The sequence below is a fragment of the Bacillus sp. CH_70 genome (genome assembly GCF_038007045.1).
Lineage (GTDB): Bacteria > Bacillota > Bacilli > Bacillales > Bacillaceae_G > Bacillus_A > Bacillus_A cereus.
This window is the reverse complement of record NZ_JBBOWL010000002.1, coordinates 366,521-390,423: the sequence shown is the minus strand read 5'-3', so window position 1 is coordinate 390,423 and position 23,903 is coordinate 366,521. Positions and strand designations below refer to the sequence as shown.

Sequence of the window (23,903 nt, the reverse complement as noted above, 5' to 3'; positions counted from 1 at the left end):
TGTACAAATTTTAAAAAAGTTTTCATAAAACTTGCCACAACAATGTTTACTTTAAAATTCCTCCTCTAAAACGGTTAACATTTTATAAACATTACGAGTTCTTTCAAAATAATAAAGCATTGTTTTAACTCTTTGATTATCTAATTGAAATATTTAAAATTATATGAATATTTTTGACTTTGTATGTAATTTATTGTAAAATTGCATACATAAAAAAGTATTATAGGATAAATATGGAATAGGTATGCCTTCTAGCTTTTAATAGGCTGTAGCATATCCTTTTTGTTATTTAAAGAGGGAGAGAGAAAAAGTATGAAGGATTTAAAAAGACATACAGTAAAGGTTTTGGTAGCATCTGGATTAGCATTTTCTATGTCAGCTTGTAGTGGTCAAAACGAACCTGTATCAAAAGAGCAACAGCAAACACCAATTAAAAAAAGTGTCAAAAAGAATGAATCTGTAAATTTGCCAGTCAATATTTTTAAAGATAGTGATTATAAAATTGAAATGCAAGAAGTTGGATTTACTCGCAACATTACAAGTGTTGAAATGAAAGATTTTGATCAAACAACAGAACTTGATTTTTGGGATCGGTATACCACTTATACAAAAAGAGAAAATATTAAACTCAAAAATGATTATAAATTACTAATCATTAATATGGCACATGAGACAAACAAGAAAGCTAGAAGTCACCCTTTAGAAGCCTTTATGTTCAATAAAGGTTCAGGACTTGTATTAGGTGATGAAGAATTAGCTAGTGAGAATGAATTTTTAAAATATCAGCAAGAACATATTTCGTTCCGTTACGGAGTTCATGCTAGTCTTGAAGAAAAAGGAAACATATTATTAGCAATTCCGAAAGAATACGCAAAAGATAAAAACCTACAACTAAAAATTGTTCAAAAATTAGATAATCAAAACAAACTTGTTTATGTTGATTTGAACTAAACGAGGTGGACTGATGATAGATAGTATCATTGGTAGTATCAAAGGATTCCTTTTTGATATGTTCAAAAGTGGTGTAAAAAACTTTCTTGAAATGATTGCTGAATTTTTCTGAAAAATCCTTGATACTGTTGGTATGGAATAACGTTTGATCAAAAATGTTTTGCAAATCCTTATTTCGTAAGAACTCGAAAGAAACCATTTTGAATGGACTCTTTGTTTTATAAAAAGTCCGAATCAAGCTCATTTAGAAGTCTTTGATTAAAAGGATAAAGCATCGCATCTTTTTTAGAAACGTCGCAACTTTGTTCAAAACATCGCGTCTTTCTTATAAACATCTTGACTCTATTTCAAATTCATAACAGATGAGAACGCCCTAGATTAACATTATTATATATTATTGGAATATGCGAAGAATTTTGAAAGCGATGTGTAGTATTCTCGATAACTTTAGAGTTGAAAAAATATGAATGTAGTATTCGGGCTAGATATCAGTATTAATATCCGAAATAGAGAATTAATTAGAAAGATTTTGTTAGAAAGTGATTTCAATGCAATTTATTTAATATAAAATGACCCCCGCTAATAGTTGTGGGGGTCATTTTAAATTCTAGTGTTTTAAAGTTCATACTAGAAACCTCTAAATTTATGCTATAAATGGTTTAGTATAAAACCATCTATACTAATAAATAGGATTTTTAAAAATTATTCAATTTTATTTCTGTTTTTTTACATTTATCTCTTTTGTCATACTCAATGTAAGCTATATGACCATCGGGACGAATTAAAATGACATCTATATTTTTTAACTGAGAATCCTGTATTTCTCCTACAACCACCTTTGTGTGCGAATCAATGTTCATTTTATCTATTTCTTCTTTATAAGACGGATGTATTAATAAAATATATTTACCATCTTGCATCAATTCAAAGAGTTTATAAGTTTTCTTATTTTGAGAAGAAATAGTCAAATTTGTACATCTTTTCCCTGTCAATGGGTGCCGTTCTTTAGTATACATAGAAGTATATATAACTCCCAAGCCACTTACTCTTTCAGCTAAATCTTGATTCACCTCTGGGTATGTGAGTAAATGCGAGAATAACTCTCTTAATTCTATACCTGCATTTGAAAAGTTTATCATTAATTGTTCTTGTGCTTGTACTTCCTTGAAAAATTGTCTTCCCACAGCATGTCGTTCAATATGATAACTTTCTAATAGGCTTTCATATTTTTTTTGTTTTATAGCGAGTCCCAATTTCCATCCTAAATTAAAAGCGTCTTGTAAGCCTACATTCAAACCTTGTCCTCCTGCAGGGAAATGAATATGTGCTGCATCACCTGCCAAGAATACACGCTTATGTTGATAAGTATTTGCTAGTTTGGTTGCATTCCCAAAACGAGAAAGCCATATTGAGCCTTTAATTTGAATATGTTCACCTGTAATACTATAGATACTATCTATAAGTTCTTTTTCTGTTACAGCAACATGAACAGGTATTGTCTGATTCTTAGGATCTACAATTGCAAAGCGAAATACATTAGGTGCAATAGGTACCATTATTAGTATCCCATTTATATTAGATGTAGAAAAAAATGGGTTATTTGGTACATGTTCTAAAATGACATCGCCTAATATAGCGGTAGTTGTTGTATCTGTTCCATTAAAAGGTATATGTGATAACTCACGAACTACACTTCTTGCGCCATCACCGCCTACTACATATGGAACTTCTATTTTATATATTGTTTCTCCTTGTTCTATTTCTAGTTGTACGAATGTTTCATACTGTTTTAAATCTTTTAAAGTATGACCACGTTTAATGTCTACACCTAATTCTAACGCACGCTCTTCTAATATTTCTTCTGTAATAGATTGGGGAATAAAAAGCGTATATGGAAAATCAGTATCTAAATTTTTAAAGTTTAATCTGGTATCTAGGGCAGCAAAATGGCTTGTATCTGATTTCTTCCCTCTAGATAAAAATCGATTTTCAATACCTCTCATAGCCATTAATTCTAAGGAGCGGGGGTGAAGTGTGAGTGCTCTAGAATTTTGTATCCGATTTAATCTTCTTTCTAAAACGACAACTTTTACACCTTGAATAGCTAATTCACATGCTGTCATAAGTCCAACCGGACCACTGCCAACTACCGCTACATCATAATAATTTTCCATGTCATTACCTCCATTTTCTACTTAATTAAGAGCTAATACAAGAATTTGCACAATGGATTTGTAAACGATATCGATTGCGCAAATATAATTATACTCCATTTTAGTTTCCTCGGAAACTAAAATGGAGTATCTTGAGATATTTCCTATATCAAACATTGGATATGAAGGTTAATTGGACTCAATATGAGAAAGATAATAAGGTAATCTATTTCTAATTATTTAAAAGAAAGGGGATGTGATTAAGATGAATAATACATATAATGAAAAGGCACATAAATTGATTAAACAATTATTTAAAAAGTTTTCACCCAAATCACCTGGCTTTGCATATATTGCTAGTTTTGATAGCGGAGTAACGTATAAAGGTGCAGTTGGCTTAGCTTCTATAGAGGAAAATCTGCCGATAACCACAAAGAGCGTTTTTAATATCGCCTCAGTTTCTAAACAATTTACAGCGTTTTCTATATTGCTCTTAGAACAAGAGGGAAGGTTGAGTTTAGATGATTCAATTGTAAAGTTTGTCCCTTTTATAGGAACATATGCTGAATCTGTAACATTGAGACATCTAATTCATCATACTGGTGGGCTAGTTGATTATATGGCATTGGCTGAAGCAGCAAATATTAAATTTACTGATACATTAACTGTGGAAGAATCACTAAAACACCTTAATGGTCATCAAATTGCAAGGTTCCCTGTTGGCACAAAATTTGAGTATAGCAATACAGGATATTTTTTATTGTCACTAGTAGTAGAGAGGGTAAGTGGTAAGTCCCTACGTCAGTTTGCAAAGGAACGTATTTTTGATCCTTTACACATGAAAGACACAACGATTGTGGATTGCTATCCAACTACTATTTCAATTGCTAGTGGATATTCGAGGAATGAGCAAGGAACATATAAAATCTATGAAAGCCCTTGGGAACATTCAGGTGATGGAGCAGTTCATACAAATGTTGAAGATCTTGTAAGATGGGGAGAAAATTTAACTACAGGCACCGTTGGTGGAAAAGAACTTGTTACAAGAATGAGCGAAATAGGTCCGAAATTTTCTCCAGCTGGAGAGACGATTATTGATAATGAAGAGTATGCTTTTGGGCTAAGGCTTGCAGAAGGTTTTAACTGTCGATATTTGGAGCATTCAGGAAGCTGGGCAGGTTACCGTTCTCAATTTATGCGGTTTCCAGAAGAATATTTGTCTGTTGTAGTACTAAGTAACTATGATGGATTTGACTCTAAAAAATATGCTAATGAAATAGCAGAAATTGTTTTAGAAAAGTAAAAAATAGGGCGTAGAAGACAGTATCTAGATTTGGTTAACCTCACGTTGTTTTAGGTGTAATTGCTTATGAGAACGGAAGGCAAGCATAAGTTTATGCCTGCCTTTTTTCGTATTAAAAGGAACATAAATATTAATATTTATACAGTTAAAAATAAATTAGAAATTCTTTAAATATAGATTAATTAATGAGGTCGAACTTTAAAAAATTTTAAATAAAAATATAAAAATTATATATTAAGATTATCAAACTTAATTTTATTGAAAATTGAAACATTAATTAATATTCCCATTGCTATTAAATTGACCATTAAAGAACTTCCACCAAAACTTACAAATGGAAATGGAGTACCTGTAAGAGGAAATAGTCCTGTAATACCACCTAAATTTACAACAGATTGCATACCAATCATACATCCTATACCAATTGCTATAAAACTGCCGAATGGATCTACACATAATTGTGCAATTTTTAATGAGCGAAGTACTATAGTCAAAACTCCAACCAATAGAATAAATATACCGATAAATCCCAATTCTTCAGAAACTATTGCCATTATAAAATCAGTATGTGGTTCCGGAAGATAACCTGTTTTTTGTATGCTATTTCCAAATCCACGACCAGTGATTCCTCCAGAGCCAATGGAAATAAAAGAATTTACAAGCTGGTATCCATTTCCTTGCGCATCAAGAAAGGGATTGAAAATTGTAGTAATACGTGTCTTTTGAACTTCTGACAAACTATATTGAATCAAGAAATATAAAATAGGTAACCACAAAATAGAACTGATGATAGTTCTTTTGATTAGTAGATTTATATTTATTCCTGAGCAAAGAAATATGCTAAAACCTATACCTAATATTAAAAGTGCAGATCCTAAATTTGGTTGTTTAAAGATAAGAAAAAAAATTGTAGCTAAAAAAAATAAAAGTTTTCCGATACCACTCCAGTTATTTTTAGCTTCTTCTTGTCGTAATGCAAAAAAACGGGCTGTTACAAGTATTGTTCCTAATTTAAGAAATTCAGCTGGCTGTATTCCAAAGATCCATGATTGAGCATTATTTACCACTTTTCCTTTCCATAAAACCATAATTAATAAAAAAATCCCCCCAACCATAATACAGATTGAGACTATTCTTTTTTTCCATATTTCATATGGGAGTAAAGCACAAACTATTAACCCTATTGTTCCTAATAGTAGCTTTGTTAATTGAGAATCAACAAAATGTCTACTGTTATAACCGTAATGTTGGACAGCGACAATGGAGCTTGCACTATACATCATGATAATACCTAAAGTACATGTTATGAATAGAGGAAGGAGCAATAGATAATCGAGTTTTAATATTTTTTTCATTTTAATATCCTCCTGATTTAAAACAAAACATAATATTACATTTGCTTATGAATAGAATCTTGTTCTCGTCAATTACTAAATATGACTTTTGTTTAGGAAGATTCTATCGCTTACTCCCTGTTTTTTTACGCAAAAATCCCCCTAGTATGTAACTAGAGGGATTCAAAATGGCATGACTAAATAAGGCTTTTTTCCCCCTAGTAGAGCTTTGGCACTATACAACGTAAAGTAATGAAAATTCATTACTTAGCTATCTTAAGAAGGGCCTTAATCCGACAATTCCTGTTCTACCCATTGGCGTCTTTCGACATTTTTGGGCAATAGCCTGTGTTTGCATAGGAGCCTCACCTAACAGGTTAAGCAATATAAATTTTATGTGTTTGTTTCGTGTAGCAAGCATAAATATATTTTTTTTGCTTGTCAAGCAACCGTATTACTAGTATTTGTTTTATTGCTTTATAGTCCTTTGAGAAATGATATGAAAAAATGTATGTAATCATTCCGTATAAGTACATATTTTTGACTTGTAGTGTATTGTTTGATTAAGTAGTTTAACCATATAAATTTGATATACAGTAAATAAAATTTTAATCATAAAAGAAGATTTTTTTGACTGTTCTTTTGATATACAGAATGACTAATTATTCATCTTTTGTTATAAAGTTGGAATTTGATTAAAAACAATAAGTTTCATAAGTTTTATAACGTTTCTTCGAATTAAATCTATTTGAATTTTATGTTTTTTAAGGGGGATTTTAAATTTATAATAAAATATAATTTCATTTTCTATAAAAGATTTTTTTATGAATGGAATTGAAAGTCAGTTGACAAATATTAAATTCTGGTTTAAATTTTGAAGTAATTCAATAAACTTTGTTAGGTGAGGCTCCTGTATAGAGAAACGCTGCTGCCCAAAAATGTCGAGAGACGCCAATGGGTCAACAGGAACGGTCGGATTAAGGCCCTTCTTAATGTAGCTGGTTATAAAAACCTATGCTATACAGTGCTAAAACTCAACGAGGGAGTGGTATACGATTTGATAGAAAGGCACCTCTGTGATTTTGGCAGGGCGGTCTTAATAATCATTTATTTGTATTGTGAAAAAACCTTTACTCCTTTTTGAGTAAAGGTTTTTCTGTTTAATTTTATTTATTTTTATCTGGTCTATATTCAAAAAGGAGGTAATTCTAACTAATGAATTGATTGCAATGTAACTATTATTGCTCTAATAAAAAATTTAAGACAGATAAAATAAAACAAAACCACTCATGAAACTCTAGAGTCTCCCTTAGCAATATGAGGAGGAGTTAACATGCAGAAATTATTAAAGGAATTACTTATGACAAAAAATAAGTTGGATGCAGAGAAAGTTTTACGTCATCCATCGTATGATATTGCGCAAGAAGTAAAACAGTTTTCAATTGAAAATCAAGTCATATTACTAAATACAATACCTGTATTAAAAAGCTCTAAAATTCTTCAATATATGAGTGCAGAAGAAAAATATAATATCTTAATTCACTTATCTGAAAATAAAGCTAAAAAGTTACTAAATTTACAACCGATTGATAAATTAGTAGATTTACTGCTAGCGGTTCAGCCGGAAAAACAGGCTAAATTAATGGCGTATCTAGATAAAATTACAAAACATAACGTGAAAAAATTGATGACTTTCAAACCTGAAACGGCGGGAAGTCTTGTTACAAGTGATTTTGTTGCAGTTAGAGGAAATTGGTCAGTAAAAATGACATTGAAGTACATTAGGGAACATTCTAAAAATGTAGAATCAATATCTTATAGTTATGTTCTTGATAATCACGGTTATCTTAAGGGAATCGTTTCCATACATGAGTTATTACTAGCAACAGATGAAGAAATATTATCTACTATCATGATTCAAGAGGTAATTTCAGTACACGCTGAAGTTGACCAGCAAGAAGTTGTAAAAAAGCTACTGAATTACAATTTAGCAGCAATACCTGTCACAACAGCAAATAATAAAATGATTGGTATTATAACTTTTGATGACGTAATGAATGTTATGGAAGCAGAAGCTACAGAAGATATTCAAAAGTTAGGCGGAAGTGAACCATTGAATCAATCTTACTTTGAGGCTAGCATTTGGAGCATTTTCTTAAAACGTCTACCATGGTTATTACTTCTTTTTGTTGCTGAGGCATATACAGGTACTGTATTAAAGTATTTTGAAGACGAAATTGAAACTGTAGTTGCCCTTGCTTTCTTTGTTCCATTATTAGTAGGTACTGGAGGGAATACAGGAACACAGGTTGTAGCAACAATTACTCGTGCAATTGGTATTGGAGAGGTGAAATTTAAGGACATTTTCCGTGTAATGAAAAAGGAATTTGCAATTGGTATGCTTCTTGGACTTGCACTTGGGATAGCTGGGCTCACTCGCGCTTATATGTTAGGAGTTGGAACAGAAGTTGCACAAGTTGTAGCAATCACTTTATTATTTATTGTTATTTGGGCCTCTCTTGTTGCAGCTGTTTTACCTTTGATTCTAAGAAAATTAAAACTAGATCCTGCAGTTGTTTCAGGTCCATTTATTACAACATTTGTTGACGGAACAGGATTAGTAATTTATTTCATGGTTGCAAAAACGTTATTAAATTTGTAAGTATACACTCAAATAAATACGAAATGTAAAATAAGTATTTTGCATTGCTTGCTAAGACTTAGTGGGGAACTCGGGAATGAGGAAAATAAACGCTTTTGTCTTTATTAAAAAATATTTTAAAGGATTCATTGAATGTAATTAATACCGGAGGATAAAACTATGAAACATCTAAGAAAAATCTTCAAACGAATTTTGCTTCTATTTTCTATTTTCATGATTATTGGCATAGGAATATTATTTGGTACTAGCTATGGCCGAGAGCTTCGTATAACAATCGCTGGAAGTATACTAACTTCTCAGCATCCACAATATGCGAAATATACATTCCTAACCCAAAAGGAACTAGATAAACTGCAAGATAGAATTAATCATCCGAAATGGTCAAACAGTGATGAGCATATTTATAAAAAAATAGTAGGAAAAAGATTAGAAGAATTAAAAAATCAGCCATTAGAAATTGATGTAGAAACGATTAAAAGTAATAAAGATAGTCGCTTTCTTTTCGAAGGAAAGTTAGTCACTATTAGTAATCCTTTCAATGTTAAACTTGTTAGCCATCAAGGAACACAGGGTGCTAACAGGGGAGAAAAAATTAGTGTAATGGCAAAACGTAATCATGCACTTGTTGCTGTGAATGCAAGTGGATTTGCTGATGAAACAGGAAGGGGTGGAGGAAATGTTGCTACTGGAATTGTGATAGAAAATGGGAAAGCTATTGATACAAATATGGATAGAAATGCCCCTACAATTATTACGGGATTAACAAAGTTTGGTCAAATGATAACAGGAAATTATTCTACCCAACAACTTCTGGATAAACAAGTCGTTTCCGCAGCTGGATTTATGCCACAGTTAATTGTAAATGGAGAAAAAATGATTACAGAAGGAGACGGTGGTTGGGGTTCGGCTCCAAGAAGTATTATGGCCCAAAAAGAAGATGGTACAATTATGTTTCTAGTTATTGACGGTAGACAGACGCATAGTATAGGAGCTACGTTAAAAGAGTGTCAAGATATTCTATATGAAAAAGGAGCTATAAATGCAATGGCAATGGATGGAGGTTCTTCTGCTACGCTATATTTAGGAGGCAAGGTTATAAACTCACCTTCTACATTATCTCATGAAGATCGTTATTTACCGAATGCTTGGGTGGTAACAGCAAATCCGAAACAGAAAATAAATATGACGATAGATGAGGAAAAAGTAAATCTCAAAACATTTAATGAAATTCGTAAAAAGAAATGAGGCTATCCTATTGCCTATGTTTTTATAGAGAAATTATTTAATAAGTTTGAAATGACTTTACAACAGAACTGAAAATTTATCAACATAATAAAAGAGCCTATTTTAAAAATAAAATAGGCTCTTTTATTAATTTTACTTATCGATTAGTTCATCTAGAGAAGCTCTTGCTTCTTGTTCAGACATGAAGAAAATTCTTCTTTCAATTGGTACACTTAAGTATTTGTTAGGGGCAAAGACTTCCTTTGTATGAGAATCTACTACCCACTTAGTTGGTGCTCTATGAGAAATTCTATTTCTAAATTCAAATGGCAATTCCTCTAATGGGGAATTAGGATTCCAGATACCTTGTTTTTGATTTTTTGCTTGTACCAAAACATTCTGATATTCACCAAAATGGCTTAAATTGGGGTAAATAAAATAAGTTACTGCATAACCTTTTCGTATCATTTCTTTATTAATATCTAGATCACTTTTATAAATATGAGCCAAAAGTCGACCGAATTGGTCTTTTGGTTCTGTTCCTAATTCTATTTTTATGGTTGTTCCAACTGGTAAGAGTTGAGATAAATAATTTGTAGCTGCATATGCATGTGATCCCTGATTTCTTCCTTGAAAATTTGTTTCTGGTGTATCAATAGATAATAACCTAACATTTCTTGATCCCAGAATAGGGTGGTTTAACCGAACGGTATCACCATCTACTACTTTTTGAACTTTTGCAGTATAAACTTGTGCGCTAACTGTTGGTAAATCTAACATGAAAATTATAGTTATAAACATAATAGCTATACTTTTTTGTAAAAACTTGTTCATAATTATTCCCTCCAATTAAAATATAGTCTGAATTAGTTTGTTACGGTTAATAATCTCTATACAATCAATAAGTTGCTAAAATAAGTTGATTCTAATTTGAATATTAATTCAATACAAAAATATCTTAATGTTTATTTTATATGCCCTGCAATGAAATATTACAAGCTGATACGAATGGAAATGATTTAACTTTTTAAAACGCTGAGGCAAATAAGGATAATAGGATTAGCATTTTTAAGTATGTGGCTAATACATCAGAATGGCCTAGGAGTATATTCTACCATCCAAAAGTTTTTATGAGATTTCTTTTATAGTAAGAGTAAGCTTTTAGATTAACTGCTATCTTAGCTTGAATAAAAATAAAAATATGACACATCCTATTGTTTGAATTCTTCAAGTTAACTATAAATTTTTGCACTTTCGCATCATAGCTTTGTGCAACAGGAGAAAGATAATTATGACAAGAAAAAAACATATAATCATTATTCATGGAAGATCTACAAAACCACAACAATCTATAAAGCAAACTTTAGTTAATAACGCTCTAATAAATGGAATCCAGCGAATAAATAAAAAAATGGCAAAAGCAATTGAAGTTGGTGATGTAAAAGTAACGGTTGTATACTATGGTGATATTTTAAACCAGATATTGGTGAAAAATAGACCGGAATTAAAAAAAGAACTTGTTTGGATTCCAGATAATTGGTATGTTCCAAATAATACTTACAACAAACCCTTACAAAAACTAATAAAACGACCCCTTGAAAAGCACACAAAAGAAGATTATGATCGATTAATTGAAAAACAAGAAATTATAAAATTTGGTGATGATTTAGCTACAATTGCGAGCCCCTTCTTATCTTTAATTGGAATAACTCAAAAAGTAATAAATAAACTCCTTCCAGATTTAGGTTCTTATCTAACTAGCAGGGTAGTAGGGTCGCAAATTCGTGAACGTTTGCAACCAATTTTAAGGGAATCTTTATTAGCAAATGATGATATTGCCTTAATATCACATAGCATGGGATGCATGGTTTCTTATGACGTTTTATGGAAGTTTTCTAGGATGAGTGAATATAAAGATTTGTGGGAGAAAAAAATTTCATTGTGGATGACATTAGGTAATCCATTAGGCGAGCCTGCAGTGAAAAAAAGTCTCTATGATTCAAACGAACCAAATGATGGAATGTACCCAACTAACATTATGAATTGGATTAATATTCGAGCTGTAGATGATTTTGTAGCACATGATGGTGACATAAAGGATGATTTTCATCAAATGCTTGAGAGGAATCTTCTTAGAAGTATTACAGATGAGCCTGAAATCTACACATTTTGGGTAGATGAGAAAGGGAAATGTAACCCCCATAAATTATATGGATATTTGAATCATCCTGTTGTATCAGAAAAAGTACTTGATTGGTTACAAAATTAGTTGTAAAAGTCTTGTGCTATTAAAGGTGAGATACGTAATTTATAAATCCTGAACCATTCAAGAAAAACAGTGTTAATCTTTTACCATCAGGGAAGAGTAATATATTCTTCTCAACACTTTCAAAAAAATTTTATAATTACTTGGTTATTAGCTAAAACGTTTAATTTTCAGTAGTTGTTTGTGTATGATTGCAAACTATTATTGGATAGCCTCGATTATTTGTATACCGTAATTGAGATTTCAAAGCTAAAAAGATAGCAACTCAATAATTATTTATATATTAAATTTTAATTTTTTCAAATGACACTTCCCGTTGCGCTTTCAATTTTGCAAAAATATAATTTTCTTTTTGAAATTTTGCAATAGAACCATTTCTAAGTGAAAAGTAATTACAAAAGAATTTTTTTTTGTTAATTGGATAATACTAAATGTAGTTTTGAATTGAGAAATCTTGATTTTATGAAAGGAAGAAAAAATGCCTACATTAAAAGAACAAGTTAAGCAAATATGTAATCGACTTTCTCCGCATGGTTGGGGGAAACTATTTTATGATAAACATGGATTGGATATTTCAGCTCAAGATTTAGAAGTGGAGTTACTAAGGGAGTTGAAAATTGACAGAACTGCTAGAGGGTTTGAAGATTTTGCCTATGAAGGAAGGAGAGGTATTGAACCAGGACAACCTGCAAGGAGTTTGCTTTATCATGCACTTGCTTCACCCAATGTGACTATAGGAGTAGATGGCTCGCAATTAGAAGTGTTTCCTACGTTAGCAGAACTTGAGATTATAGAGAACTATGTTTTTGGTATTAAGCCACCTTCTAAATCTGATCTTATTTCACGTGTAGGGGATGAATTAGCACTTGTAGTCTTTGCAACTGAATATCGACCTGCACCGGAAACTGTTCATCGCAAGCATGCAGATTTATGTTTTTCTCGTACTGGTGTGGCACGAGTTGGAACAGCAGCTCCTCTTTATCATCCACCAAATAGAGGCTTTCTTCCTTTTATAGAAGGAAATGATTTTGCCTTCCGTGTTTTACCTGCTCGTTATTCAGTTTATATCGCGGTTAAACGTTTAGGAAATGAAAATGAATTTGGTCCGATGCGTTTTAATAAACATCACGAGGAAGAAGAAAAGAATGACATGGAGAGAGAATTCTGGGTTCCTATTCATAAAGTTTTTAGTGGTACAGAATGTATCAAAGATTATGATTTACATGTAACTTTAGAAGCACATCATGTTAATGAAAAGTTATATCGCGTACATCAAGAATTAAACAAAAAGTACGATAATGAACCGGAGTATTATGAATATAATAACAAAACTTTCCCTTTTATAATTAAAGATGGAATCGCTGAATTTTCCGATGAAACTAATTTTGGTTCTAATGTCCTTGTACCCATTCCACATTCTAGGTTAGTAGAAATAGCGAAAGATAATGATAAGATATTTACTTTTAATGTTCCTAAAGAACTTGAAACTTTTTATGGAAGCTTGTTGATTAATAGTCATAATGGACGGCATCGTTCAGCACCTGAATATGTTCATGTTCATCATGCTATTGTGGATGGGAAATCTAAAAGTTTTAATGATATGGATTATGATGAAGTTAAAAGCATGAAAATCAATGGATACAATGCGCCATATTATATAGACTATACAGGAGATGGATGGATTGGGGCTGTATGCAAAGGATTAGATAATGAATCGCATACAGCGTATTCAGCTTATTCTTTGGTAACGGCACCAGATTTTTTCCCAAATTGTGATCAATGGGAACTGTTGGAGTGGGGACAATCACTTCCTAAGTCTTTGCAAAATTATCTTTGGGAAATAGACCCGTATACCTTGTCGGATAATAGAGTTGCGGCCAATCTTGAGTTGAAAGAAGCCAATTTTATAGAATCGGATGATACAATGACGGCAATCATATCTTTACCTTATGGGGAGCCTGCACAAGCCACAAATATTAATGTATTAAGAACAACTAGGCATTCCTATTTACCAGATGCGGCATCTGGTGTCTTTGCACCAGGATGGGATGTGAGTGTAGACCAAAGTGACCATGATGTAGAATTTCTTGCAGCTTATGGTCTTGGTAGTCCATTCCCTGAAGATTCAAAACTTTGTGCAGCACTTAGTACATTTTGGCCTGCAGTTGCTCCAGATGCAGCACGTACATTCGAACAACCATATCCTTCAGTCAGCCCTCTTACAGATGAAGAGATTGGACAAGTAGGAAATCTTCCTTGGGATGGAGTAATAGGACCTAAAGTCATTTCAAAGAATGGGGAAGAATTTATTGAATATCCTACAATGGAGTACGTAAATTATATTGATAATGCACTGGAAAATAAATTTACTCTGTCACTTACAGGTCTTGTTGATACTAAGGAATATGCAAATCGAGTGCTCAACATGGCATTTGTTTATAAATTTTTAGGGGTTAAGTTAGAAGGGTTAGATCGGAATACTTTACGTGGACGCAGAGAAATAACTAGAAGAAAAGGGGAATGGAGGGTTTTATCATTCCAAAAAGTTTCTTCTTCTAACGATGAATTAAAAACAGCTCAATCTCAGACTGGTACTATACTAACAGAAAATATCTATCGTTTTGAAATTTATAAAAATGATGCACAACCTATTATGGTGAATTCTGTGAAAGCTAGATTTAAAATTAAAGAAAAATCTATAATTTTTATTGATGAAAAAAATATCTTATTTAAAAAAGGAAACGAAAAGTGGGATTGCGAGAATGTTAAGTTCCTCTAATTATGACATTATTATTGTTGGAGGTGGTCCAGCTGGAGTTGCTGCTGCTATTTCCTGTATTCAAAAAGGGTTAAGCGTAGTTATAGTCGAGGGAGAAAAGTTTCCACGTTATCGACCAGGGGAAACACTTCATCCGGGAATTGAGCCTCTTTTAATGAAGTTAGGTGTTTGGGAGAAAATGAAAAAAATTGGACTTCTTCGTCATAAAGGAAATTGGATAAAGTGGGATAGCAAACTTTACTTCGCTCCCTTTGGTTCAGACGAGAATGGCCCATGGCATGGTATTCAAGTTTGGCGTGCCAATTTTGATGATATTTTATTAAAACATGCAATGTCTTTAGGGGTAAAGGTAATTCAGCCTTGTCATGCATTACGTCCAATTTTAAAGGAAAATCGTGTTATAGGTTTAGTAATCCCTAATAATGAGTTACGTGCATCATACCTGATAGATGCAACTGGGAGAAGACAATGGTTAGCTCAACAGTTGGGGCTCAAAATTGAAAAATATTCACCCCAACTTATTGCACGTTTTGGATATGTGCAAGGTAAATGTCCTCCTCGAGATGATGCACCAGCTATAATTGCAGACATTAAAGGTTGGACATGGACGGCTAAGGTTCGCCCTAAAGTCTACCAATGGACACGATTGTCTGTCGCTAAAGAAAGTTTAGAAAAAAGTTGGCTTCCTGAGGAATTCCAAGGACTTACTCCTCTAGGAAAATTGAGTGGAGCAGATGTGACGTGGAGAGCGACTACTCAACCTGGAGGACCAGGGTATTTCTTAGTTGGAGATGCTGCTACTGTACTTGATCCATCCTCTTCACATGGTGTTCTCAAAGCTATTATGAATGGGATGATGGTGGGATACTTGGCCACGAAAGTATTGAAAGAAAATCAAAACGAAGAAAGTATAATTCAAAGTTATAACCATTGGATATATAATTGGTTCATACACGATGTCGAAAAACTCAGGGAACTATACTCTCTTTGGCCTAACTTTGAGAATGATTATAAAAATAATGTAAAATCAAATATATAATCTTATATCATTAAAATTGCTGATAATCAGAATAATTTGTTGATTAGAGGGTTATTTAACCACCTGTGGCTTATAGAATTAAACCAATAGGTAGTTTAAGAAGTTTGATGGATCCATAATAGAGCTCTCAAAATAAAAAACTGCACATTTTAATCTAGACACGTTAATTTTCTCGTTTTAGATTATTTGTATGAGTTTGGGTCGTATCATAGGAGAATAAATTATTATACTTTAAATCCTATTTAAAGAACTTGAAAGGACATCTCATATGTGTCCTTTCAAGTTCTCTATAAAATGTAAAGGAAACTTAGTATAAACTAATTCTTTAGGTAAATATTATTTAATAATACATTCACTATTAAGAAAAATGTAATTGCAAGAGAAAATTAGCGTGTTTAACAAATTTGTAAATAAACATAAACCAAAGTTTATGGACTTATTGTATATTAGTTGTTGGGTGAACATAAACCTCATGTTTTTCAAGAATTCAGATACATCACGATAACTCAAAGAAAAATGATAATATCAACCAATTTCTACTAATATAAAGTTTTGAGTATAGAAAATAACACTAATATTCAAATTAATGGCAAAAGAACAGTTAAAGGGGATGGATTAATGGACGATTTTCTCAAGCAATTTACAGCAGTTAATCGCTATTCTATAGCGGAGGGATTTGAAGGCGGATTTCTCTCAGGTGATTCAACCAAATCTGAATTCTATTGGAACGTTGGGATAATGAGAATTAATAAAAATTCTGAAAGTATCGTACCTAAAGAAATAGAAGAAACAGATGCTTTTCGGCTTACTAATGTAGAAGACATGATTAAAAAGGTAAATCAACTCCCAGGAATAGGAGAGGAATTTATTGGTGCCATTCCTACTTTTGAACAAGGAACGCATAATGGAATAGTAACTAACGGTGTCATTTTCATTCGAGAAAATGCAGCGGATTTGATAAGTGTTCCTGTATTAACACTTAAAAATTATGCTCAAGATATCACAACTTCTGTAAAATCTAGGTTTTTCGCAGTAAATAGGTATTTGCATGATTTAGGCACACACCCAGGTGGTTTTCCTACTTTTAGTGAAGAATCATTATTGAATGATGAAGACTCAATTAACTTAATAGCTTTTAAAGAAGGATACTGTAGTCATGAAGGGATTCCAGATATACATTTTAATGCTCAATTTTACGAATATCATGATTTTACATGGGATAATGAATTTATTATTCGAAAGGCAATTAACGAGGTAATAAGGTCATTTTCAGCATCTCCTTTTCTAAAAGATGATGAAAAATTAGCTTTAACAGAAGCATTAAAAACCAATATGTTAATCTATCCAGAAACTGATCCTACTCTAAATGGAGGTGCTTTAGGAAACAAAATAACTCTCAATTTAAATACACTTCTAAGTAGTAATAATGGTTTTACGGAATTGTGTCGGACTACTATTCATGAATTTATGCACGTTGCTGGTTACAGCCACATTAATAAACTCGATTCATTTCAAAACTATGCAGGTTGTGGTTGTACAGGATTAACAGTAGGTGTTCCATTAGAAGCATTAAAGTATTGGACTAGTGTACCCTTAAAAGCAGAATGTACTTTTGGTAATGTACAGTCTGATCATATTTAAAGCTTATTTTATCATTGTCACAACTATGTATTTTCGAATTAATTCTTATATAACATTTTAATAATGTATTTTTATTAGTATCATTGCTATAAAATAATACCTCCACTAGGCGCTTTTTATTGTATTACTCACCTAGAAAGGAATTAATCTAATCTAAAAAAAATACGAATAATGACAATTACTTTACTTTTTACAGGTATATCAAGCAATAGAATTCAATTGGAGTTAAAATTTAGAAAATATGTTTGGAGTATTTCTAGTTATGAATTTCAAATAAAAAACAACCATGAGTGAATATGTATTTGATATTGAGAGGTATCTAATTAGTATACCTACTATTGCAGCTGCACCACATTTTAAAATTAAGTGTTAATCTATGAAAACGCTATTGAAAAATTAGTTCCTAAAAATCCTTAGGATTTTAGTTACACTTTAAGGGATGGCTTCCCGTTCAAAGTAAAAAATATAGTAGACCATAGTAGATTATGCTGAAAAAATGATAATCTGATAAATTTTGGGAAACGTACAATAGTAGAGCGTAATACACGAACTGTCTTAAAAATGTAGAATTCAATCAAGACTTTTATTTAATAGTCGGTGGCTATTGCAATTATTTATAGATATATGTGCTATTCTTAAGGAAAGTGATGCTTTTTTCAAATCCATAGAATTTTAAATCCCTCGTCATGGTTCAGGTACCTTGAAAAAAATTGAAAAAATTACTGCCTTATACAAATAAAACAGAAGTCGTAGACTGGACTCCTGTTCTTGACGTACAATAAGTTTTTAAAATTTTTCGTACGTATATACTAGATAGTCACAAACCCTCGTTTAGTTTGGAACTAAGATACTTTGCAATAGAATTAACTTATTTGTTTTCAACCAATTACTTTTTAACATCATGCTAAAGAATTACTTTTATAGTATATCTTTTTTTTACTAATGTGAATGATTCATACCTTCCCCCAGTTCTTCGTGCATTTTTATCATCATATTTTTGTTTATTTCCCATCTATGATTTTCTAAATCTTGTGAGGTTAACAACTTACCTTTACTCTTAGAAACGAAGGTTTCTGCATCTTTTTTATTTTGAAAAGAAATCATGTTGTAAGCCATCGGTGTTGAAATATCCTTATCATAAACAAATGTTGCTTTTTCTAATTCAACCCAATCTTTTGAGTTGTAATCTCTTACAAATTTTGCTTGTAACTTATCCTCTTGATGTTGTTCCATCCATTTATACATACAACCAATTTCAGCAAATTTTATTGCTTTTCCATTTTCAAGAATTACTTCAGTTGCGAATTGATTATCTGTAACAGACATGTTGCAAATATCACATTTATCTTTTTTATCATCAATTGCCACTGGTTGTACCCCTTTTTTATCACAGCCAACCACTACCATTAAAAGCACAATAAAAAATGAAGTTACAAAACTTTTCGATTTCATTTTTATTACCTCCTTTTAACCTATAAAATTTGTATGTATTTCTAGAAATTTTTTTACTCAATACCCGATTTTCTATTTATTATATGAAAAATCTAGTTGCTGTTTCTTTTGTGATTTTCGTTATATAATTAATTTTTATCGAAAGTTTCAAAGTTTTATTTAACTTAAACCTCCTTCTTATAACTTTTTCAACTAGTATTTACTTTAATAATAATTTTTATACATTAATATTTAGCTTATCTAGTAACTACTTATGAAAGAAATTATCCAATTACAATATAAGATATTGTAATTGGATATAATATAAAATTTATAGTAGGGATACCACCACATGCCCATCAAGCTAACAAAATAAAATTTCTTTTAAAATAATATGCTATTCTTTCTGCAGAATAACAGGAAAGGATAACGTATTTTTTGCTTTATGGATAGTGTAAAATCTTAGCTTGACGGAGATGAAGTGGTGCCCATAGTAGGAAAGATATTTATTCTTATAGAAACACATAATAAAATTACTATATAAGAATTAATTTTTTAACAAACAATTACTATGAATTTTTAATAATTTAATTAAGATTATAATTTGTTATTAACAACTCGTTTTTTTAATGTACTATAGAAAATGCAAATCATAATGAAAACCTCAGTTTCTTAATGTGTTAAATTCCATTTTACATTTACAAAACAACTCATATCATTCCATATATTGGATGTTTAAAAAACTCTTTTCTATAGAGAATAATCTACTGAGTTGATGTCGGCATTACTTTTTTAGATTAATCCAGGTTTTCTCAATTTGAAAAAGTCCCAACTGGTATTTGTAAAAAAATTAAGTAAAAGGAGAAGTACCTTATGCATACACGAAAGGAAATACGATCAATTACTCCTAGTGAATTGCTGGCTTTACGTCGAGCAATGATAGAATTACAACGCCGAGATGGACCGGGAAGTTATATTGACTTGGCAGGGTATCACGGTGTCTCAAAATGGAATTGTCAACATCAAAATGATTTATTTCTTCCGTGGCACAGAGCCTACTTACGAATCTTTGAACAAGCACTTCAAGAAATAGACTCGACAGTTGCTATTCCTTTCTGGGATTGGACATCGAGAGATTCTTTCAATCAAGGTATAGCTAATGCTCATTCAGATACTACTTTTGATAACAATGGAAACAACCAACCTAACCCACTTCTATCAGGTCCAATTGAAAGTCGTGTTCGCCAAACTTCCAGACTTACATCACATAATTTAAATCAATTAAGAAGTATTAATTTATCTGTAGAAGAGGCGATGGCAAAAAGTAATTATATTGAATTTAATAATTTGATTGAGGGGCCACATGGTAGTATTCATGTTTGGGTCGGCGGAGATATGGGCGCAATGGATTTTGCAGCTTATGATCCTATTTTTTGGTCTCATCATGCGACAGTAGATCGACAATGGGCAATTTGGCAAAAGTGTAATACAGAACAAAATTTGTCGGCTGAGTTACTGCAAAAGGTTCTTCCAGGATTTTCTGATTGGACAGTAGCCGATACATTAGACATTACATCTTCTAGGCTTGATTATACTTATGATGGTATAAGTTCAATACCTTGTTTACAAGGAGACAGAATTGCTACAAATAATATTATTGAACATGTACAAGGGGATAAACGTCGAATTGTAGTGGAGGTACAAGATATCGCTCGAGACAAAGAATCTTTTATGGTGGATATATTTGTACAAAAAGCTCCTACTGAAGAAGAAACAGGAGTTTTTGGTGGATCATTTGGTATTTTTGGTGTTGAGGATTCTTCTATTAATAATCATGAACATGGCCATGTTCATAGCCATCATCATCCAGTAAAGGGCACCCAGCGAGTAGATATTACTGATGCGATTGAAACACTGGGATTACAAACTGATCAGGAGATACGATCAATTGAATTAAGGCTTTTGGCTACTACCAAACTTGGTGATACAGTAGATCAATCAGCACTTCCAATTGGAAGTCTTAATTTGCAAATAATTGGATAAACACATCACTTAATAAGAAACAATAAATTACTGATAAACACGATTCAAATATTGAATACTTAATGAAATTTTGCGAGCTTAAACCCTTTGACATCTGTTTGAATTAGAGAAATGAAATTTCCGAATATTTTTGTAGCACTTAAATAAAAGTTAATATATAAATTAATTTAGATAAATGAGAGGTATAATAATGTCGTTTATATTAGAAAATTTACAGTTTAACACAGTTGCAGTTAATAACGAGGTTAATAAAATTACAATAAATACAAAATTGCCAAATGCAGCTTATGATTTAAAAATCCGTTTAATTACATTCCAAGATAAACAGGCTGAAATCTTAACAGAAGTTATTCAACCTTCGGATTCTGAAATTCCTACATTGCAAGTAATTACGGAAAAGGAATTAATTACTTTTATTGATAGTAAATATAATACAACAGTAAAAGTATTAGAAGGATTCTAATAAATGTAGTAAGACAAGAAAGTGAGTACTTTCTGACCGAAAATAAAATTATTCTTTACGATTTATTATTATTTTAACAAGCCTATTTATTTAATATAAAATTAAGGCATTTGAGTAATTATAATAAAATTGTTTAATAAAAAAATCAATAACAATTAATAAAAAATTCAGTAATTGTTTAATACTTAAAACAACTACCTTTCTATAATTTTGATAGGTAGTTGTTGTATTTCTAGCCACAAAAATGTATATCTTATAGTCCTTAAAAGGGATGTTAATCAGTTTCCTAATAAACCTTACCTTTAGTTAAATGTCCACTTTGGGGATTCACTTAATTAGAAAAGAGGTTTTTATATATTAAAGCAATCAGGGAAATGCATACATAGTGTATTAAAATAAAGTCGCGATATAATTTTATACTTTTTATTTCTCATTTTTTGTTTCAAATATTTACATCCGTTTCCATATTTCATCCATTTGGAATGGAACATAGGGAATTTAAACATGAACTTAAATTTAAATGTAATGAAACCCCTGAAGATTTAGATGAACATAGTGTGTCTGGATTGTCCACCTAGAGAGAACTACTATATAATTCATTTAAAAGGCATTAAATTCTCTATATGAAACATTATTAATCGATTCTGGAACATGTATGATTACACATTGTAGTGTCTGATTAGGATTAGATTTCGTAATGGCTGTAGTATCAAAAAATGAAATTAACGTTCTAAGAAACCTTGAAGATTATATTTTCCCCATCTTAATTAAAACAGCCACTTCTACAGTCAAACAATAGACAAGCTAATAAAAGGAGTAGTTATATTTATTTATATTAATAATTTATTGTAAAGTTTTATAAAGGTGATAAATTAATTTATTATTCTTAAATCTGAATTAATTAATATATATAAATATAATGTTTGAAAACAATTTATTATTTACGATAGGGTTAAATTTACTTTTTTTCTATTAATTAAGTCAATTTTAAGACAAATAATATATAGAATATAAAGGCTTCTCCTATAAATAAAGCAAGTTCAGCAATTCTATATTGCTGAACTTGCTTTATTTATTTTCCCCTATTTTTCCTAAGCTATCTTTAATAGTTGTATCTCCAAGTTGTGTATATAGCAAAGCTGTATCTTGACTGGTATGCCCAAGTTGCTGCATTACTTGTAATGAATCTTTTTCTTCCATATATAATTTATTTGCCAACGTATGTCTTAATTTATGAGGAGACATTCTTTTTCCATAGGCTTTAGTATATTTTTCTACTATATCTTGGATAGCTCTAACTGAAAGAGGTTGTGCAGTATGTTTATATTTCGATAAAAACACATTTTTCAATTCTTTTCCTGGAGCATATTTGTTATCTCTGATTTCCATATACTTTTCAAGATCATTCAATGCAATTGGGGTAATCCATACAGAATCTTCTTTGTTTCCTTTTCGGATTACATCAATTAGTCTTTCTTTTAAGTTTATATCTTCCATACGAAGATCTGCCAATTCGCTTACTCGAATACCACTACCAAGAAAGAGGGAGAGGATGGCTACATCACGATCTTTATCTCTTAGGAAATAGAACAACTGATGTTTTGTTAAAGATTTTTCATGTTCATATTTAACGTAATTCAAAAATTCTTGATCGTCATCATTATGGAATATTTTAGATCTCATACGTTTTGCACGAGCATTTAATGTTTCTTTATCTTTATGTATTTCTATTTTAGCCATTACATTTCTATAAAAATAACATTCTCCATCTTCATTCTCTGATAGGGAGGTAAGGTACTTAAATAAAGACTTTAAGGCTGAAACTTTTCTATTAACAGAGGAATTCTGCATGTTTTGTTGTAATTTTAAGAATCTCATAAAGTTCTCAACATCTTTTTTCTTTAAATTCTCCAGATCAGAGAAGGATATGTCTTTAATAGGTTTTAATTCAATAATTTGTTCGGATAATAACCAATTAAAGAAGACTCTAAAATCATATACATAATTCAGTAGGGTGGAGGGAGAGGCATCATGCAATTCTTTGTACTCCACAAATTCTTCTATGTAAAAGGGCATTTCATTTAGATTCTCGTATAATTTTTTACGATGTACGGATTTTTGACGTTGCTTGCTGTAATCCATAAAAATCACCTCATATATACTATAACAGAAAAAACACACGAACACAAGTTCGCGTAAAATTCAATTTTTACACAAACTTATTTATATAATTAAATTATCAAATAATAAAATATACTCAAAATTGTAGTTAATCAAATAAAAATTATAGCTAACTAAGTGATAAATTTGTATAAAACCATAAAAATTAGTGTAAAAACTACATATAAATGTATGTAAAATAAAACAATTTTTATATATAAATTCATACAAAAAATCAATAAATGAAAACAGTTTAAAATTCGTTATCTAATATGAATTGGCTAATTTAATCATGAATATGAGGGATTAAATTAGATCAAAATAATAAAAAATCCTATATATTAAAAGATAATTTACTATAAAAATTTTTAACGAATAGTTTAGCATTTAATGATTTCTATATAAAGCATGAATTATATAAAAACATACCAATATGCGGAGATTCATGCAGTTA

Annotated in this window: 15 protein-coding genes and 2 riboswitches; of the genes, 10 read left to right on the top strand and 5 right to left on the bottom strand. The window is 31.1% G+C overall.

Features of this window, described 5'->3' with window-relative positions:
- Window positions 1-312: 312 nt before the first annotated feature.
- The gene (locus N2V79_RS28830) at window positions 313-951 is read left to right on the top strand and encodes a hypothetical protein (protein ID WP_340720523.1); all 639 of its coding nucleotides are present in this window, start codon (window positions 313-315) and stop codon (window positions 949-951) included.
- A gap of 695 nt (window positions 952-1,646) precedes the next feature.
- Here N2V79_RS28830 and N2V79_RS28825 read toward each other — a convergent pair.
- On the bottom strand, window positions 1,647-3,125 hold the full coding sequence (locus tag N2V79_RS28825; protein ID WP_340720522.1) for an FAD-dependent monooxygenase: 1,479 nt from the start codon (window positions 3,123-3,125) through the stop codon (window positions 1,647-1,649).
- A 244-nt stretch (window positions 3,126-3,369) separates the two neighbouring features.
- Here N2V79_RS28825 and N2V79_RS28820 point away from each other — a divergent pair, with 244 nt between their 5' ends.
- A complete protein-coding gene (locus N2V79_RS28820) occupies window positions 3,370-4,407 on the top strand; it encodes a serine hydrolase domain-containing protein (RefSeq protein ID WP_340720521.1) in 1,038 nt (345 codons plus the stop codon).
- Between the two features lie 227 nt (window positions 4,408-4,634).
- Here the strand turns inward: N2V79_RS28820 and N2V79_RS28815 are convergent, their stop codons facing one another.
- Window positions 4,635-5,762 carry an FtsW/RodA/SpoVE family cell cycle protein gene (locus tag N2V79_RS28815; protein ID WP_340720520.1) on the bottom strand — a complete coding sequence of 376 codons (1,128 nt, stop codon included), beginning with the start codon at window positions 5,760-5,762 and terminating at the stop codon, window positions 4,635-4,637.
- Window positions 5,763-5,948: 186 nt separating this feature from the next.
- Window positions 5,949-6,125, bottom strand: a riboswitch (M-box (ykoK) riboswitch).
- A gap of 502 nt (window positions 6,126-6,627) precedes the next feature.
- A riboswitch (M-box (ykoK) riboswitch) is annotated at window positions 6,628-6,793 on the top strand.
- 281 nt (window positions 6,794-7,074) lie between these two features.
- Between N2V79_RS28815 and mgtE the strand changes: the two genes are divergently transcribed.
- Both mgtE and N2V79_RS28805 read left to right on the top strand, forming a co-directional pair.
- On the top strand, window positions 7,075-8,403 hold the full coding sequence (gene mgtE, locus N2V79_RS28810) for a magnesium transporter (protein WP_340720519.1): 1,329 nt from the start codon (window positions 7,075-7,077) through the stop codon (window positions 8,401-8,403).
- 159 nt (window positions 8,404-8,562) lie between these two features.
- Window positions 8,563-9,648: a phosphodiester glycosidase family protein gene (locus N2V79_RS28805; RefSeq protein ID WP_340720518.1), complete on the top strand. Its 1,086-nt coding sequence runs from the start codon at window positions 8,563-8,565 to the stop codon at window positions 9,646-9,648.
- A 132-nt stretch (window positions 9,649-9,780) separates the two neighbouring features.
- Here N2V79_RS28805 and N2V79_RS28800 read toward each other — a convergent pair whose 3' ends face one another.
- A complete protein-coding gene (locus tag N2V79_RS28800; protein WP_071729500.1) occupies window positions 9,781-10,461 on the bottom strand; it encodes a thermonuclease family protein in 681 nt (226 codons plus the stop codon).
- Window positions 10,462-10,918: 457 nt separating this feature from the next.
- On the opposite strand from N2V79_RS28800, the gene N2V79_RS28795 reads away from it, so the two are divergent.
- The 4 genes from N2V79_RS28795 to N2V79_RS28780 all read left to right on the top strand — a co-directional run bounded on the left by N2V79_RS28795 (window position 10,919) and on the right by N2V79_RS28780 (window position 17,352).
- On the top strand, window positions 10,919-11,896 hold the full coding sequence (locus N2V79_RS28795) for a hypothetical protein (RefSeq protein WP_071729502.1): 978 nt from the start codon (window positions 10,919-10,921) through the stop codon (window positions 11,894-11,896).
- Window positions 11,897-12,371: 475 nt separating this feature from the next.
- On the top strand, window positions 12,372-14,672 hold the full coding sequence (locus tag N2V79_RS28790) for a hypothetical protein (protein ID WP_340720517.1): 2,301 nt from the start codon (window positions 12,372-12,374) through the stop codon (window positions 14,670-14,672).
- Window positions 14,656-15,711 (top strand): NAD(P)/FAD-dependent oxidoreductase, encoded by a 1,056-nt coding sequence (locus tag N2V79_RS28785; protein WP_071729506.1) that lies wholly within the window; start codon window positions 14,656-14,658, stop codon window positions 15,709-15,711. Before N2V79_RS28790 ends, N2V79_RS28785 begins: the two co-directional genes overlap by 17 nt.
- Before the next feature lie 618 nt (window positions 15,712-16,329).
- Window positions 16,330-17,352 carry a hypothetical protein gene (locus N2V79_RS28780; protein ID WP_071729508.1) on the top strand — a complete coding sequence of 341 codons (1,023 nt, stop codon included), beginning with the start codon at window positions 16,330-16,332 and terminating at the stop codon, window positions 17,350-17,352.
- A gap of 939 nt (window positions 17,353-18,291) precedes the next feature.
- Here the strand turns inward: N2V79_RS28780 and N2V79_RS28775 are convergent.
- A complete protein-coding gene (locus N2V79_RS28775; RefSeq protein WP_071729510.1) occupies window positions 18,292-18,804 on the bottom strand; it encodes a nitrous oxide reductase accessory protein NosL in 513 nt (170 codons plus the stop codon).
- An 852-nt stretch (window positions 18,805-19,656) separates the two neighbouring features.
- Between N2V79_RS28775 and N2V79_RS28770 the strand changes: the two genes are divergently transcribed.
- Entirely contained in the window at window positions 19,657-20,826 is a 1,170-nt protein-coding gene (locus tag N2V79_RS28770; protein WP_340720516.1) for a tyrosinase family protein, read from the top strand.
- A gap of 190 nt (window positions 20,827-21,016) precedes the next feature.
- Window positions 21,017-21,289 carry a hypothetical protein gene (locus N2V79_RS28765; RefSeq protein ID WP_071729514.1) on the top strand — a complete coding sequence of 91 codons (273 nt, stop codon included), beginning with the start codon at window positions 21,017-21,019 and terminating at the stop codon, window positions 21,287-21,289.
- Window positions 21,290-22,357: 1,068 nt separating this feature from the next.
- Here the strand turns inward: N2V79_RS28765 and xerS are convergent.
- Entirely contained in the window at window positions 22,358-23,431 is a 1,074-nt protein-coding gene (gene xerS / locus N2V79_RS28760) for a tyrosine recombinase XerS (RefSeq protein ID WP_151527168.1), read from the bottom strand.
- Window positions 23,432-23,903: the final 472 nt, after the last annotated feature.

Excerpts from the sequence above, each read along its gene's own strand:
- N2V79_RS28830 (WP_340720523.1), top strand. The coding sequence starts at position 313 with ATGAAGGATTTAAAAAGACATACAGTAAAGGTTTTGGTAGCATCTGGA.
- N2V79_RS28825 (WP_340720522.1), bottom strand. The coding sequence starts at position 3,125 with ATGGAAAATTATTATGATGTAGCGGTAGTTGGCAGTGGTCCGGTTGGA.
- N2V79_RS28820 (WP_340720521.1), top strand. The coding sequence starts at position 3,370 with ATGAATAATACATATAATGAAAAGGCACATAAATTGATTAAACAATTA.
- N2V79_RS28815 (WP_340720520.1), bottom strand. The coding sequence starts at position 5,762 with ATGAAAAAAATATTAAAACTCGATTATCTATTGCTCCTTCCTCTATTC.
- mgtE (WP_340720519.1), top strand. The coding sequence starts at position 7,075 with ATGCAGAAATTATTAAAGGAATTACTTATGACAAAAAATAAGTTGGAT.
- N2V79_RS28805 (WP_340720518.1), top strand. The coding sequence starts at position 8,563 with ATGAAACATCTAAGAAAAATCTTCAAACGAATTTTGCTTCTATTTTCT.
- N2V79_RS28800 (WP_071729500.1), bottom strand. The coding sequence starts at position 10,461 with ATGAACAAGTTTTTACAAAAAAGTATAGCTATTATGTTTATAACTATA.
- N2V79_RS28795 (WP_071729502.1), top strand. The coding sequence starts at position 10,919 with ATGACAAGAAAAAAACATATAATCATTATTCATGGAAGATCTACAAAA.
- N2V79_RS28790 (WP_340720517.1), top strand. The coding sequence starts at position 12,372 with ATGCCTACATTAAAAGAACAAGTTAAGCAAATATGTAATCGACTTTCT.
- N2V79_RS28785 (WP_071729506.1), top strand. The coding sequence starts at position 14,656 with ATGTTAAGTTCCTCTAATTATGACATTATTATTGTTGGAGGTGGTCCA.
- N2V79_RS28780 (WP_071729508.1), top strand. The coding sequence starts at position 16,330 with ATGGACGATTTTCTCAAGCAATTTACAGCAGTTAATCGCTATTCTATA.
- N2V79_RS28775 (WP_071729510.1), bottom strand. The coding sequence starts at position 18,804 with ATGAAATCGAAAAGTTTTGTAACTTCATTTTTTATTGTGCTTTTAATG.
- N2V79_RS28770 (WP_340720516.1), top strand. The coding sequence starts at position 19,657 with ATGCATACACGAAAGGAAATACGATCAATTACTCCTAGTGAATTGCTG.
- N2V79_RS28765 (WP_071729514.1), top strand. The coding sequence starts at position 21,017 with ATGTCGTTTATATTAGAAAATTTACAGTTTAACACAGTTGCAGTTAAT.
- xerS (WP_151527168.1), bottom strand. The coding sequence starts at position 23,431 with ATGGATTACAGCAAGCAACGTCAAAAATCCGTACATCGTAAAAAATTA.